Annotated in this window: 11 protein-coding genes and 1 riboswitch; of the genes, 4 read left to right on the top strand and 7 right to left on the bottom strand. The window is 57.4% G+C overall.

Annotation, left to right across the window (positions count from 1 at the left end):
* The first annotated feature begins 72 nt into the window (after positions 1-72).
* The gene (locus ACW81B_RS03310; protein ID WP_491578788.1) at positions 73-354 is read left to right on the top strand and encodes a heavy-metal-associated domain-containing protein; all 282 of its coding nucleotides are present in this window, start codon (positions 73-75) and stop codon (positions 352-354) included.
* A 64-nt stretch (positions 355-418) separates the two neighbouring features.
* Complete coding sequence (locus ACW81B_RS03305) at positions 419-697, top strand: hypothetical protein (RefSeq protein ID WP_491578787.1); 279 nt, start codon at positions 419-421, stop codon at positions 695-697.
* A gap of 52 nt (positions 698-749) precedes the next feature.
* On the opposite strand, the gene ACW81B_RS03300 is transcribed toward ACW81B_RS03305, so the two are convergent.
* The 5 genes from ACW81B_RS03300 to ACW81B_RS03280 all read right to left on the bottom strand — a co-directional run bounded on the left by ACW81B_RS03300 (position 750) and on the right by ACW81B_RS03280 (position 7,563).
* The gene (locus ACW81B_RS03300; RefSeq protein WP_491578786.1) at positions 750-3,947 is read right to left on the bottom strand and encodes an efflux RND transporter permease subunit; all 3,198 of its coding nucleotides are present in this window, start codon (positions 3,945-3,947) and stop codon (positions 750-752) included.
* Positions 3,948-3,958: 11 nt separating this feature from the next.
* On the bottom strand, positions 3,959-5,122 hold the full coding sequence (locus tag ACW81B_RS03295; protein WP_491578785.1) for an efflux RND transporter periplasmic adaptor subunit: 1,164 nt from the start codon (positions 5,120-5,122) through the stop codon (positions 3,959-3,961).
* A gap of 18 nt (positions 5,123-5,140) precedes the next feature.
* The gene (locus ACW81B_RS03290) at positions 5,141-6,382 is read right to left on the bottom strand and encodes a TolC family protein (protein WP_491578784.1); all 1,242 of its coding nucleotides are present in this window, start codon (positions 6,380-6,382) and stop codon (positions 5,141-5,143) included.
* 486 nt (positions 6,383-6,868) lie between these two features.
* A complete protein-coding gene (locus ACW81B_RS03285) occupies positions 6,869-7,297 on the bottom strand; it encodes a heavy metal-responsive transcriptional regulator (protein WP_491578783.1) in 429 nt (142 codons plus the stop codon).
* Positions 7,294-7,563 (bottom strand): thioredoxin family protein, encoded by a 270-nt coding sequence (locus ACW81B_RS03280; RefSeq protein ID WP_491578782.1) that lies wholly within the window; start codon positions 7,561-7,563, stop codon positions 7,294-7,296. Before ACW81B_RS03280 ends, ACW81B_RS03285 begins: the two co-directional genes overlap by 4 nt.
* Before the next feature lie 122 nt (positions 7,564-7,685).
* Between ACW81B_RS03280 and ACW81B_RS03275 the strand changes: the two genes are divergently transcribed.
* Positions 7,686-9,065: a tetratricopeptide repeat protein gene (locus ACW81B_RS03275; RefSeq protein ID WP_491578781.1), complete on the top strand. Its 1,380-nt coding sequence runs from the start codon at positions 7,686-7,688 to the stop codon at positions 9,063-9,065.
* A 53-nt stretch (positions 9,066-9,118) separates the two neighbouring features.
* Here ACW81B_RS03275 and ACW81B_RS03270 read toward each other — a convergent pair whose 3' ends face one another.
* Both ACW81B_RS03270 and ACW81B_RS03265 read right to left on the bottom strand, forming a co-directional pair.
* Positions 9,119-10,309, bottom strand: coding sequence for a ribonucleotide-diphosphate reductase subunit beta (locus ACW81B_RS03270; RefSeq protein WP_491578780.1), 1,191 nt, complete (start codon positions 10,307-10,309; stop codon positions 9,119-9,121).
* 61 nt (positions 10,310-10,370) lie between these two features.
* Positions 10,371-13,229 carry a ribonucleoside-diphosphate reductase subunit alpha gene (locus ACW81B_RS03265; RefSeq protein ID WP_491578779.1) on the bottom strand — a complete coding sequence of 953 codons (2,859 nt, stop codon included), beginning with the start codon at positions 13,227-13,229 and terminating at the stop codon, positions 10,371-10,373.
* Positions 13,230-13,368: 139 nt separating this feature from the next.
* A riboswitch (cobalamin riboswitch) is annotated at positions 13,369-13,510 on the bottom strand.
* A 104-nt stretch (positions 13,511-13,614) separates the two neighbouring features.
* Here ACW81B_RS03265 and ACW81B_RS03260 point away from each other — a divergent pair.
* On the top strand, positions 13,615-14,100 hold a 486-nt coding region (locus ACW81B_RS03260), incomplete at its 3' end, for an Hsp20/alpha crystallin family protein (RefSeq protein ID WP_491578778.1).

The following is a 14,100-nucleotide window of genomic DNA, read 5'->3' as shown; positions in this document are numbered from 1 at the left end:
TTTTTGCGTAACAGGACCCGTGCAAATATAATGGGCTGCTAATATATGCAGGTAGGGAAGAAGTGAATCAACATGCCGTATGAAATCAGGGTAGATAACATCAAGTGTAGTGGTTGTGCCGGTACCATCGTAAAAAAACTGACAGCATTGGCAAGCGTCAGCGATGTCAGCGTCGATGTTGAGCAGGGCGTCGTGCAGATCGTTGGTGATGATCTGGCGCGTTCCGAGGTCAGCGTGTTGCTCGAAACGCTGGGTTATCCCGAATCGGGCACGGCCAGGGGCATTGCATCTGCGAAGGCAAAGGCCAGGTCATTTGTCAGCTGTGCTGTTGGACGTCTGGGCGACAAGTCCTAAATATTTTCCGACCGCTGCCGATCCTGTTACTACAGGGTGAACTGTATTTACAGAGGTGCAGCTTATGTGCAGCACGCCAAAAAGAACCGGTGTCTTGTTTCGTGCGGCACGCGTCGAGGAAGACAAGACGGATTATGCGAGCTATGCCAATATGCTCCGCTGCGCATCCGAGCGAATGGATCTCCTCCAGCAGGGTCGTGAGGCACAACAGGAGCAGGAGCAGAGCACACCGCCCCGGGTATCACCCGAACCGGACAGTCCTCCGCCGAAAAGTCATCCACGACCTTCTGTTCTGTCCCGCCTCTGGGACTATCTGAATACGCCTTACTACCTGTTTCGTTAAATATCTGCCGGGATCGCCACGCGTTGGTCATGATGGCGATCCCGATAGCGTGCTACTTCCGCTCTGCCAGCCTGGCCCGTGAGAACACCTCATACAGCACAGGCAATACGAACAGTGTCAGCGCGGTCGATGAAAACAGACCGCCTACCACAACCGTCGCCAGCGGACGTTGTACTTCCGATCCAACGCCGTGAGACAACAGCATGGGTATCAGCCCGAGCGCGGCAATCGATGCTGTCATCAATACCGGCCGGAGTCGCGACATGGCGCCTTCGTAAGCGGCACGTTCGGCATCAGCGCCATCGATAACGCGCTGGTTGATGGCATTGACCATCACCACGCCGTTCAGCACCGCAACACCAAACAGGGCGATAAAGCCAATGGAACCCGGTACCGACAGGTACTGTCCGGAGATGAACAGGGCTGCGATACCGCCAATCAAGGCCAGTGGTACGTTGAGCATGATCAGTGAGGCCTGTCCGACCGAGCCAAAGGCAAAGTACAGCAACAGGAAGATCAGTCCCAGCGACAGTGGTACCACGATCATCAGGCGCGCCTGGGCGCGTTGCTGGTTCTCGAACTGGCCTCCAAACACCACGGTGTAACCCGGTGGCAGGTCAATTTCGCTGTCAATGCGTTGTTGTAATTCGGCGACCAGCCCGCCCATATCACGGCCTTCGACATTGGACTGGATGACAACGCGACGCTGTACATCATCGCGGCGGATCTGTGGAGGCCCGGATTCGATCGCAACCTGTGCAACATCGCTGAGCCTCACCCAGGCACCGTTAGGCGATTGCAGCATCAATCCGCGTATATGTTCCACGCTGTTACGGTATTCATTGGCGAGTCGCACATAGATGTCGTAGCGCTCGTTACCGTTGATAACCTGGCCGGCGGCCCGACCGCCGATGGCATCGGAGACCAGATCCATCACCTGTGCAACCGGAATACCGTATCGCGCGAGTGCATCACGATCCGGACGTATCGCCAGTTGTGCTTCACCACCGATTTGTTCCATGGCCACGCCGCGTGTGCCTTCCACGCGTTTGACCAGGGCTTCGATCTCGCTGCCTTTTTTGGCCAGCATATCCAGATCCTGACCAAACAACTTGATGGCAAGCTGTGCGCGCACACCGGACAGTAGTTCATCGACCCGGGTGGCAATCGGTTGTGAGAAGGAGAACAGCAGCCCCGGATGGACAGACATTTTTTCTTCCATCAGCTTTTGCAGGGCTTGCCGGTTTTTGGCGCTGGTCCATTTTCCCACCGGTTCCAGCCCGACAAAGATCTCCACATTGGAAACCGGTTCGGGATCGCCACCAATCTCCGGGCGACCGACACGGCTGGTGGCATACTGGACTTCCGGGAAGGTCAGCAGTTGTGCTTCCAGCCTGGCGGCCACGCTCAGTGCGGTGTCCAGGCTGGCGGAGGGTGCCAGTGTGACACGGATGTTGAGCGTGCCTTCTTCCAGCTCCGGCACAAACTCGGTGCCGAGAAACGGCACCATCACCAGAGAGCCGGCAAACAGCAGCAGTGCCGCTGTGACAACCGTCTTGCGGTTGTGTTGTGCCTTGGGCAGTGCGCGTTTATAGAGCTTTTCCAGCGGGCGCATGACCGGGCTGTCCTTGTGTTTTACACCGCGTTTGAACAGGTAGGTTGCCAATGCCGGTACCACCACCAGTGCCACCATCAGCGAGGCCAGCATCGCCAGCACGATGGAGATGGCCATGGGCTGGAACAGCTTGCCCTCCACACCTTCGAGACTGAACAGGGGCGCAAACACAATAATGATAATTAACACGGCAAAGAACACGGGCCGCCCGACTTCACGGGCGGATTCCTGGATGCGCAAGGCAATGCCATGACTGTCGTGGGCAGCGTCATAGGGATGGTCATCACCCGGTGCCAGTTTCTTCTTTGCGTACTCGAAGTGCTCGGCGTCGGGTCGGGTCAGGTGGCTGAAGATGTGTTCCATCATCACCACCGAACCATCCACCATCATGCCAATCGCAATGGCGAGTCCGCCGAGTGACATGAGGTTGGCCGATACGCCCCAGTGCGCCATCGCCATCAGTGCCAGCCCGATGGAGATCGGCACCGAAATCAGTACCAGCAGCGTGGCGCGCAGGTTGACCAGGAACAGCATCAACACAATGACAATCAGCACAAAGGCTTCCAGCAGTGCCTTTGACACCGTGTTGACCGCCTGGTCGACAAGGCTGGCCTGGTCGTAAAACGGTTCCAGCGTGACACCATCCGGCAGTGCGGTCGCAATGGCAGCCATGCGAGATTCAATGCCATCGATCGTGGCCTTGGTATTGGCGCCAAGGCGCTTCAGGATAACGCCGGCAACTACTTCACCCAGTGCTTCAGGGTTGCCATTGGCATCACGCCGCGTAATGCTGACGGCCCCCTGGCGAATCTCCGGGCCAAATTCGACGCGTGCAACATCCGATACCCGCACGGCTACGCCGTCGACGTCCTTGACCGGGATGTTCCTGATATCGCGCAGACCCTCGTCACCGCTGCGAACCCAGCCAACACCCCGCACAACCAGCTGTTCTTCACCCCGGTTCATATACCAGCCACCGGCATTGCGGTTATTGGCTTCGATGGCTTCCGCAATATCGTCACTGCTCAGGCCATAGGCCAGCAGTCGCTGCGGGTCGAGTTGCACCTGGTACTGACGTACTTCACCACCAAAAGACAACACTTCCGTTACGCCGGACACCGGCATCAGCAACAGTTTTACAATCCAGTCATTGAGACTGCGCAATGCCATGGCGTCGTACTTCTCGGGGTCCTCGGCGCGCAGGATATACTGGTAAACCTGGCCCAGCCCCGAGGTATTGGGACCTATGCCGGGCGTTCCGATACCTTCCGGGATTTCTTCCCGAGCGGTCTGCAGACGTTCGAATACCAGCTGGCGGGCGAAGTAGATGTCGGTCCCTTCCTTGAATACCACCGTAATGACAGACAGGCCGGTTTTCGAGATCGAACGTACTTCCTCTACGTCGGGCAGCGCATACATGACCGCCTCGATAGGAAAGGTGATGAGCTGTTCGACTTCCTCCGCCGCCAGCCCCCGGGCTTCTGTATTGATCTGCACCTGCACATTGGTGACATCGGGAAAGGCATCCAGGTTCAGTTTTGGCAGAATCAGCGTGCCGCCGACAACGGTTGCAATCAACGCCAGTACAACCAGCAGGCGGTTCTCGACCCCAAGGTCAATCAGTTTGTTGAGCATGATCTGACCCCCTAGTGGTTGTGAACTTCGAAACCGCTTTTGGCGATTTCGGACTGGATAAAGAATGCACCCTTGCTGACGATGCGCTCACCTTCTTTCAGTCCTTCCACGACCAGTTGGTCGCCGACGGTACGAAGCACCTCGACTTCGCGCGGTTCAGAACGGCCGGGCGCCTCTTCAAGGAACACTTGCCAGTCCCCGTCCGGGCTGCGCATGACGGCGGCGACCGGTACGGCGATAGCGGTTTCACTGTCTGCGCTCTGGATTTCGACGGTCACGAACTGACCGGGGTGCAAGCGGTCGTCCGGGTTGGCAACTTCGAGACGTACCGACAGGGTGCGAGTGCTTTCATCCAGCGCATGACGGGTCTGGGTGACCTTGCCGTCCAGCCATTGGTTGCCGATGCGGATACGCGCCGGGGAACCAACACGCACACGGTTCGCGTCGGTCGCATTCAGGCGCGCGTCGACCCACAGCGTGGATTCATCGGTCACGGTAAACAGGATACGGCCGGGCTCGGCCAGTTCGCCAACTACGAAATCATCCTCGATCACCGTGCCGGCCTGTGTGCTGAGCAGCTCCAGTTCACCATTGGCGCGTGATGCATTGCCTTGTTTGAGTAAAGCCCTGATCTGTGCTTCGGTCATGCCGTAGGCCAGTACTTTGGCGAAGGCCTGCTGACGGGCAACCTGCGCTTCAATATAACGACGTTCGGAGACCACCTTGCGGCCAAGTTTCTGCACCCGTTTCCATTCACGGTCGCTGACCAGCAACTGGCCCTGGGCCTCGGCAACCTCGACGCTGGACAGAGTCACCAGCGGGTCGCCGGCTTCGACATGGTCCCCGAGGCGTGCATGACGTTTGACAATCTGCGCTTCGATGCGCGGTGTCACGCGAATGGTGCGGTAGGCATTGAGCATGACTTCGCCCGGTGCGATCAGGATATCTGCAATCTGGCTGCGTTGTACCGGGGCGACTTCAATGCCGGCGGTACGAATTTGTTCGGGTGTCAGTTCGGCAACGGCTTCCTCTTCGTGTTCGCCACCGCCTTCATGGCCGTTGCCTTCACTGTCTTCGTGGCCGGCTTCATTTTCGGCATGTCCATGATCGTCCGCCGCCAGTACATTGCCGGACGCAAGCGCCAGCAACAGGATAAACAGGTTTGTCATACGCATGATGTCTTGTCTCCGTAATCAGTTCAATGCGGGCGCTTTGGCAAGGCCCAGCCACTGTTCGGTGGTGCCGGATGCCTGCAGCCAGGCAAGCCAGGCGTCCCAGGTGGCGCGCCGGAGTTCAACAGCCGATATCCGTGTGTCGAGTGTCTGCTGTAGCTGCACCAGGTAATCCGTGGTATCGATCTCACCGCTTTGCCACAGGCTTCGGAGCGTTTCGAGACGCCCCTGTAAACTCGACAGGCCGGTTTGTTCCCAGTAAGCGAGCGCCGAGCGCGTAACACGGTAGCGCTGTGCGGCAGCCTGCATGGCGCTGCGCGCGCGACGCAGCGTGTTCAGGTAACGCTGTTCAGCACTGATTGCTTCGGCATTCGCCGCGTCCAGTTCGGCGCGGAAGGTATTTCGGATATACAGCGGGATGGAAACGGTGACACCGATCAGGTCATCGCTGGCTTCCTTGCCACCACGTACAGCAACGGTCGGGTCGGGACGGCGATCGCGGTTGGCTATGCTGACGGATGCGCGTGCAGCAGCGGCTTCCGCCCGTTGCTGTCGCAGCAGGGGGTGTTGTTGCAACAGGGCATCAGCATCCTGGTTTCCCAGCACTTCCGGCAGGCTGGGCAGTACCGGCCAACCACTGACAGGGCGTTCCACCAGGGCTTTCAGGCGTGCTTCGGTTGCCGTGGCATCGGCACTGGCCGCCGCCGCCTGCATCTGTGCTTCCGATAGAGCCAGTCGTGCCAGGTCGACGTCGGTGCGGCTGACATCACCGGCGGCAAAGCGTTGCTCGGCGAGTCGCAGGAATTCTTCCAGCAGGACCACGCGCCGGGCGGCGAGGCGCGCACCGTCGGCGGTTGTCAGCAGCTGGCTGAGTTCACCCAGTAATTCACCCAGCATGTCCTGCCGGGTGGCAGACAGGGTGGCGTAGGCCGCGCGTATCCTGTCCTGTGCCGCGCTGTTGCGGGCGCGGCGTTTACCGTTCCAGTCGAAGGTCTGCACCAGGCCGACGGTTTTGGTGATATCGGAAGCGTCTTCATAGTCGAACTCAACCTCCGGGTTATACAGGGGCTGGCCTGCGGCACGGGCTTGTGCTTCAGCGCGATCCAGATCGGCACGTGCCGTTTGTGCCGCCGGGTGGCGGTCGAGAAAAGCCTGCATCAATTGTTGCAACGCTGGCGAGATATCACTCGCACTGGCGCTGGCAGTGATGCCAAGTAGCAGACAACCAAACAGGTGGCGGCCCCATACAGTCAGTTTTTGCATTGTTCTGTTTCCTGAAAAATATAACAGCATTGCTGCATAACACAGGGTTATACAGTGTGTTAATTACTCGGAATCAGGCGATGGGAGGCTGGAACAGGGGGGAAAGAGGGTGGGACAGGGGTTGTTGGTCCGATGTCAGACAGCTGACCGATGAAGGAGGCGCATTCCACAATGAAGGCGAGCCAAGCAATCCAGGAAAGTGGGCGCCTGCATGGCAGCAATGGTCGTCACAACCATCATGTCCGTTGTTCGGAAAATCGTCCTGATGCCCGGCATCAAGGTCCGTCAGCGTGGCGTTATCCGATGTCGCGTGGTAATCCACAGCGCTCCACGCCGTATTGCCCGCAACGGCGAACAACAGGAAACAGATTGTCAGAAAATGCTTTGGCGACATGGGGTAACTAGCGGCTGTATTGCGTTCCAGTTTAAGGGTAGTGGCACGGTTTGCCAAGGGTATGAGACGTTTCGCCCGGAATAGTTCCCGGATCAGTCGGATCGCTCCTGGTCGATACCGTCCAGAATCGGGCAGCCGTCCGTATCGCCCCGGCACAGGTCGACCAGCAGTTTGAGTTCATTGCGGAGTGTTTTCAGTTCTTTCAGCTGCGCTTCAACCTCGCCGAGCTTGTTGCGGGTCAACTGGCGAATATCATCGCGAACGTGCTGCGGGTCTTCACGCATTTCCAGCAGATTGGCGATTTCGGCCAGCGAAAAGTTCATGGACTGCGCACGCCGGATAAAGCGAAGTCTGGACAGGTCCCGGTCAGAGTAGCGTCGCGCGCCCCCCGTACTCCGTGAAATGCCTTTCAGTAACCCGATTTTTTCATAATAGCGCAGCGTATCGGCCGACAGTCCAAGCAACTTGCTGATATCACCGATGCGGTAATGTGTGATTTTGCGTGTTGTCGCTGAAGTCATTTTTCAGTATCCAGTAACGGCGTGATTTTGCGCAGCAGCGCAGCTTTTGTCGGCATGCCCGTGAATTCCAGCGCCCCGTTAATCACGATGGCGGGCGTTGCCAGTACGCCCAGTTCAACCGCCTGATCGATGTTTTTTACCACATCCACCAGTTGCCACTGTAGCTGTTCCGTACCCAGTTGGTGACTGATTTCATCCATCAGGCTGGCGGCGCGGGAACATTTATTACAGCCGGCTATGGTGAATATTTCAATATAAATCAGCATGTTACTGGTGTGTTTGAATCTTGTGTCGAATAAAGCGCATGGTATATGACTCTAGTAACGAGCGGGTGTTTCAGGGTTTTTCTGTGATGCCGATAACAAGTCATGCCTTATTGGGGATAGCGATGATGATGGTTAAGTCACAGCGGTTACATTTCAGCTTGCTGATTGTGGTGGTATTTATAGCAGTTTTTCATCTGCCGCAGGGGCTGGCCAGGGTCTGGGACGAGCTTTTTCAGGAACAGCTGGAAAGTGCTGAAGCCGGTGATGCTGATGCCCAGTATGAAGTGGCCATCATGTACCTCAACGGGCGGGGCGTCGAACAAAACTTTGATGAAACCCTGCGCTGGCTGGAACGGGCGGCAGGGAACGGTAATGAACAGGCCGCCAGCAAGTTGAGGCGGATGCAGGCACAGAAAAAGAAATTTACCACAGTCCTCAAGCGTGCCGAGTCCGGTGACAGCAAGGCGCAATACAACATTGGCATGATGTATCTGAAGGGCCGGGGCGTGAAGCTTAATGCGGTCACAGCAAGGCAGTGGCTGGAAAAAGCGGCCGACAAATCCCATGAGAAAGCCGTAACGCGACTCGCAATCCTGCTGCTCAAGGGTGAGGGTGGTGCGCCGGATTATGCCCGGGCTCGCAAACTGCTCAACGGGATCAGCGAAACCAGTGCGCTGGCCCAGTACTACCTGGGTGAAATCTACGCGTCCGGGAAAGGTGTGCCGCTTGATTACGAAGCGGCCATGAACTGGTATCGAAAGGCGGCAGATAACGGCTTTAGCATGGCCGGCGGCAAGGTAATCAATATGGAAGAAGAAATCCGTATGCAGGCCCGCCGCAAGGCCAATGCCAGGAAGGCAGCTGCCCTGCAACAGGCGAGGCTCGACCAGGAGCGTCAGCGAAAAGCCGCCCAGGCCGAAGCGACCAGAAAGGCCAGCGCAGCGAAAGTGAAAAAAGTACAGAAAAAACCGGTTGCAAAAGCCAGGCTGGCGGCAAAAGCAAAGCCGGCAAAAGCAAAGCCGGCACCGAAACCGCAACCTGTAAAAGCAGTTACCCGGTTTTCACCGCTGCAACAGTTGGCCGCAACGCATTGGTCAGCACGCAACAGGCCCGTGGAATACCTGCCGTCAACCATTACCGAGTGTGAAGTGGAAAACGATACGCTGGTCTGTTTCAGTGAAGAGTTGAAACGGGAGAGCGGAAACCAGACCGTGCTTTACAAGGTCAAATCGGAGGTCCGCCAGAACAAAGGCGGTCTTTCTGTTACCTACCGTAACCTGGTGCTGGGTGTCGAGAACATGCAAGTGCCGGAAGACGCCGCAGAGGCACTGGGTTATGACGATGAAGTCGAGCAGGGTTTTGCCGTGAAGACAGGCTGGACCCGGGCGCACCAGGTGGACTGCCGGCTGGATGGCAAAAAGGCGATGAGCTGCGTGAAGGACAAGACACACCGCGTCCATGTTGTTGAGGATATACGAATTGCAGTGACAGAAAAGAAATGAATGGCAAGCAGGCCGGGGCGCTGAACTTTCATCCCCGGCCCGCGCTGCCTGTGTTAATCCCAGCTCAACGCACCACCGGTCTGGTATTCGGTAACCCGTGTTTCAAAGAAATTCTTTTCCTTTCTCAGGTTGGCCTGTTCGTCCAGCCATGACAGGGTGCACTTCGCCCCCGGGAACGGTTCTTCTATGCCCAGTTGGTGGGCACGTCGATTGGCAATAAAGCGGAACTGTTCGATGTGGTCTTCCGCACTGTAACCCAGAATGGCATCTTTCAGAATATAGCGCGCGTAGCCGGCTTCCGCCGCGTCTGATTCATCCCACATGTCGCGGATCGCTTTCGGGTCCGGCATAACATTGTTCTCGATAATGATCTGCTTCACGGTGCGGATGCCGAAGCCACAATGCATGACCTCATCGCGCATGATGTATTGCAGCTGCTCGGCCGTACCCTTCATCAGGCCACGCCGTTGCAGGGCGAAGATGGGGCTGAAGCCATTGTAGAACCAGCAACCCTCGAATACCGCGCCAAAGAACATATAGGCCATGATAAAATTCTCCAGCTCATCACGGTCATGGAGATCGATGTCAGGGCGCAGCACCGAATTCAGGCGACGGTTGGCGACCTGGATCTTGTGGTTGATTTCCGGTACCACGCGGTAGCGGTTGTAGATTTCACCCTGGTCGAGGCCGATGGTCTCGATGCAGTGCTGGTAGGTCCAGGTGTGCAGGGCTTCTTCATAGACCTGGCGCGCCTGGTAGATTTGCAGCTCGGGCGCACTCATCTTCTCCATCACCGCCAGGCCAATATTACGCATGGCAAGAATGTCGGAGGTGGTCAGGTAGGACAGCACATTCTCGTACACATGCCGTTCCTGCGGCGTCAGCGTGTGATGATAGTCATGCACATCCTGTGTCATGTTGATATCCAGCGGCGTCCAGTGGTTCTTGTTGGCATTCAGAAAATACTTCCACGCCCAGGGATACTTGAACGGCGCCAGCTGGTTGATGTCGGTCTGGCCGTTGATCACACGCTTGTCTTCGGCGCGTACAGGCTGTACCCCGGCACCGGGTATTTTCTCTGCTGCAGTCGTCGTGGTTTCGGCGACCCGATCGAGATTTTCCAGTGTGGTGGCCGCAAGAGCGGGGTCGATCGTGTTTTCCGGTGCACGGTTTTGTGAAGAGACCGAAGCCTGTACAGCGACTTCCGGAGCATTGTTGTTTTCAGGTTCATCCCAGTTCAGCATATATATTTCCTCTTTTTATCGCGTCATGCCGGCGCAGGCCGGCATGACGGGGGTGTTTGTTTTACTGACAGGCTTCGCAATCGGGATCAAGAATGGAGCAAACCTTTGGCGTATTGTCATCCGGTAATTCCGTTCCACTGTCCGGCACCGATGTCTTCTCGACATGCGTCGCCCCCAGCGTGCGCAGGTAATAGGTTGTCTTGAGTCCACGCTGCCAGGCCAGCCGGTAGATGGCATCCAGTTTCGGTCCGCTGGCTTCTGCAATATAAAGATTCAGCGACTGACCCTGATCGATCCACTTCTGTCTTCGACTGGCCGCCTCGACCAGCCAGCGCGAATCAAACTCAAACGCGGTGGCATATTTCTGTTTCAATGCAGCCGGTACGCGATCAATCTGCGACAGACACCCGTCGTAGTACTTGAGGTCGTTGACCATGACCTCATCCCACAGGTGTTCCGCTTTCAGATCACGTACCAGGTAAGGGTTTACCACAGTGAATTCGCCGGACAGGTTCGATTTGACGTACAGGTTCTGGTAGGTCGGTTCAATGGACTGTGATACGCCGCAGATGTTGGAAATGGTCGCGGTCGGTGCAATGGCCATGGTGTTGGAGTTGCGCATGCCGACGGTTTTGACACGTTCGCGCAGGCCGTCCCAGTCGAGCGTGGCGGAGCGGTCGACCTCCAGGTTTCCACTACGCCCCTGTTCCAGCAGGGCCAGCGAATCGATCGGCAGTATGCCCTGGCTCCACAGCGAACCATCGAACGTTGAGTAACGGCCGCGTTCCTCGGCCAGATCGGTCGACGCCTTGATGGCAAACCAGCTGACCGCTTCCATGGAACGGTCGGCAAATTCGACAGCCTGTTCCGAGGCGTAAGGGATATTCTGTTTGTAGAGTGAATCGTGGAAGCCCATGATGCCCAGCCCGACCGGGCGGTGGCGCAGGTTGGAATTGCGGGCCTGTGGAACCGAGTAATAGTTATAGTCGATGACATTATCGAGCATGCGCATGGCGGTGCTGACAGTACGCTCCAGCCTGGCCATATCCAGCCCGTTTTCGTCGACGTGCGCGGCCAGGTTGACCGAGCCGAGATTGCACACGGCGATTTCATTATCGCTGGTGTGCAGGGTGATTTCCGTACACAGGTTGGAACTGTGCACCACGCCAATGTGCTGATTGGTGTAGCGCAGGTTGCAGGGATCCTTGAAGGTCATCCACGGGTGGCCAGTCTCGAACAGCATGCCGAGCATCCTGCGCCACAGGTCAACGGCTTTTACACGTTTGGAAATGGCCAGTTCGCCGCGTTCAGCCCTGGCTTCGTATGCCTGGTATTTTTCACGGAATGCCTGGCCCGTAAGGTCGTGCAGTTCAGGCACTTCTTCCGGTGAGAACAGTGTCCAGTCGCCATGCTCCTGCACGCGTTCCATGAACAGGTCCGGTACCCAGTTGGCGCTGTTCATGTCGTGGGTGCGGCGGCGTTCATCGCCGGTGTTCTTGCGCAGTTCCAGGAATTCCTCGATGTCGATATGCCAGGTTTCCAGGTAGGCGCATACGGCGCCCTTGCGCTTTCCACCCTGGTTGACGGCTACGGCAGTGTCGTTGGCTACCTTGAGGAACGGAACCACACCCTGGCTCTTGCCATTGGTGCCCTTGATATGCGCACCCAGTCCGCGTACCCGTGTCCAGTCATTACCGAGGCCGCCGGCAAACTTGGACAGCAACGCGTTGTCACGAATGGCACTGTAAATCCCGTCCAGCTTGTCCGGCACAGTGGTCAGGTAGCAGGACGACAACTGCGGGCGCAGGGTGCCGGCATTGAACAGCGTCGGCGTGGAACTCATGAAGGCAAAGCTCGACAGCAGGTTGTAGAACTCGATGGCACGCGCTTCGCGGTCGACCTCGTTGATGGCCAGCCCCATGGCCACACGCATAAAGAACGCCTGCGGCAGCTCGAAACGCACACCGTCGCTGCTATGGATGAAATAGCGGTCATACAGGGTTTGCAGGCCGAGGTAGGCGAACTGACGGTCACGGTCAGCCTGTAGAGCAGAACCCAGCAGATCAAGGTCATACAGCGTCAGCTCACGATCCAGTAATTCAAGCTCGGCGGCGCGCTGGATGTAGGCGGTAAAATAGGTCGAATAGTGTTCGGCTATCCCGGAGTGACGGCTGTGCGGCACATCCAGCCCCAGGAAGGTGATGGCTTCATGGCGCATATTATCCAGCAACAGGCGGGCGGCAACCTGTGAGTAGTCGGGTTCGCTGTCGATCAGGGTGCGGGCGCACATCACCAGTGCGGCGCCCAGGTCCTTTTCGCTGATGCCATCGAACAGGCTGCGCAGGCTTTCATCCAGCAGGCGTTGCGCATCGACATCCTCCAGCGCTTCACAGGCCTCGTCGAACCGGGCCTTCAGTGTGGCGATGTCGAGCGGACGTTTTTCACCATTGCTCATAGTGATATGCAGCTTTGGCTGGTCGTCCTGTTGCGGGGCTTGCTGCTGTCTGGCGGCACGTTTTTCCGCCTGCTGCTCGCGATACAGCACATAGGCACGGGCAATCTTGTGTTCGCCGCTGCGCATCAGTTCCAGTTCCACCTGGTCCTGAATATCCTCGATATGTACGACACCGCCATCCGGCGAGCGACGGAACAGGGCTTCTTCGACACCACGGCTGAGACGCGCAACGGTTTCATGGATTCGGCTTGAGGCAGCCGCGTGACCGCCTTCTACGGCAAGGAATGCCTTGGTCAGGGCCACCGTGATCTTGGAAGGATCAAAGCGGGTGATCTTGCCGTTGCGACGGATAACCTTGTAGCGATCATCATAGATCGTGGTAGTTCCCGGTAGTCCTGCGCCGTCTGCGATAACCGGGTTGACGGATGGGGTTTGCTGGGTGTCGCCCTGGATCTCTGTGTGCATCTGCGCTCCTCGTCCTGTTGTTTTCTGGATGACCGGGACGGCGCAGACAGAGTGGGGAACAGGACGGCAGGGATTCAGCAGCCGGGCAAGCGATCCTCCACCCGGCGATCTTGACGCGAGACCCGGGGTACGGAATCCAGCTGGATTCCAGGCTCCCAGGTATTCGGACTCGGGGGCATAAGTCCCCCCATACCGCTGCGCGACAGTCCCGGATTCTCACCGGGTTCCCTGTGACATCAAACACAACATGTAGTGTTTGAGCTGGAGCTTGGCTACAAGATAACGGAAGAATTCCGGATTAGCAAGGGGCGGTTGAAATTTGTCTCCAGCACTCCCATCTCATTACCGGGACATTTGATTTCTACTGCATGAGGGAGGTAATACCATGACGAGACTCGCATATCTTGGCCAGGGGCTGGACCGTGCATGGGAGTCCCTGGCAGAAGGCTGGCGACAGCTGCGTCAGGGAGCTTCGCAGGCCATTACGCGCTTTCACCCGCTGCGCAAGCGCAAGGATGAAGTGGGAAGTGTCGAGGACGACATCATGCAGCGGACGCTGCAATGGGGTGTTGTTGCCGCCGAGGTTGAGGAGCGCGATGACGAAATTATCGTCAAGCTGGAAGTCCCCGGGCTGGAGCCAGAGGATTTTGATATCAATGTTGCCAACGATCTGCTTGTCATTCAGGGTGAAAAGCGCATGGAACGCGAACAGAAACGCGGCCAGTACCATGTGATGGAGTGTGCGTACGGTAGCTTTGAGCGGACTATCCCTCTGCCGCGCAGCGTTGAAGCCTCGGGCGTGAAAGCCCGTTACCGACGTGGTGTGCTGACAGTTCGTTTGCCGATTGCCGAGTCAGCCCGCGTCCGGCGG

This window comes from Thiogranum sp. (assembly GCF_058323355.1).
The sequence above is the reverse complement of the archived record's forward strand: the minus strand, read 5'-3'. Positions and strand labels throughout refer to the sequence as shown.

Bases quoted from the DNA above. Each gene is read 5' to 3' on its own strand.
- ACW81B_RS03310 (WP_491578788.1), top strand. From the start codon at position 73: ATGCCGTATGAAATCAGGGTAGATAACATCAAGTGTAGTGGTTGTGCC.
- ACW81B_RS03305 (WP_491578787.1), top strand. From the start codon at position 419: ATGTGCAGCACGCCAAAAAGAACCGGTGTCTTGTTTCGTGCGGCACGC.
- ACW81B_RS03300 (WP_491578786.1), bottom strand. From the start codon at position 3,947: ATGCTCAACAAACTGATTGACCTTGGGGTCGAGAACCGCCTGCTGGTT.
- ACW81B_RS03295 (WP_491578785.1), bottom strand. From the start codon at position 5,122: ATGCGTATGACAAACCTGTTTATCCTGTTGCTGGCGCTTGCGTCCGGC.
- ACW81B_RS03290 (WP_491578784.1), bottom strand. From the start codon at position 6,382: ATGCAAAAACTGACTGTATGGGGCCGCCACCTGTTTGGTTGTCTGCTA.
- ACW81B_RS03285 (WP_491578783.1), bottom strand. From the start codon at position 7,297: ATGACTTCAGCGACAACACGCAAAATCACACATTACCGCATCGGTGAT.
- ACW81B_RS03280 (WP_491578782.1), bottom strand. From the start codon at position 7,563: ATGCTGATTTATATTGAAATATTCACCATAGCCGGCTGTAATAAATGT.
- ACW81B_RS03275 (WP_491578781.1), top strand. From the start codon at position 7,686: ATGATGATGGTTAAGTCACAGCGGTTACATTTCAGCTTGCTGATTGTG.
- ACW81B_RS03270 (WP_491578780.1), bottom strand. From the start codon at position 10,309: ATGCTGAACTGGGATGAACCTGAAAACAACAATGCTCCGGAAGTCGCT.
- ACW81B_RS03265 (WP_491578779.1), bottom strand. From the start codon at position 13,229: ATGCACACAGAGATCCAGGGCGACACCCAGCAAACCCCATCCGTCAAC.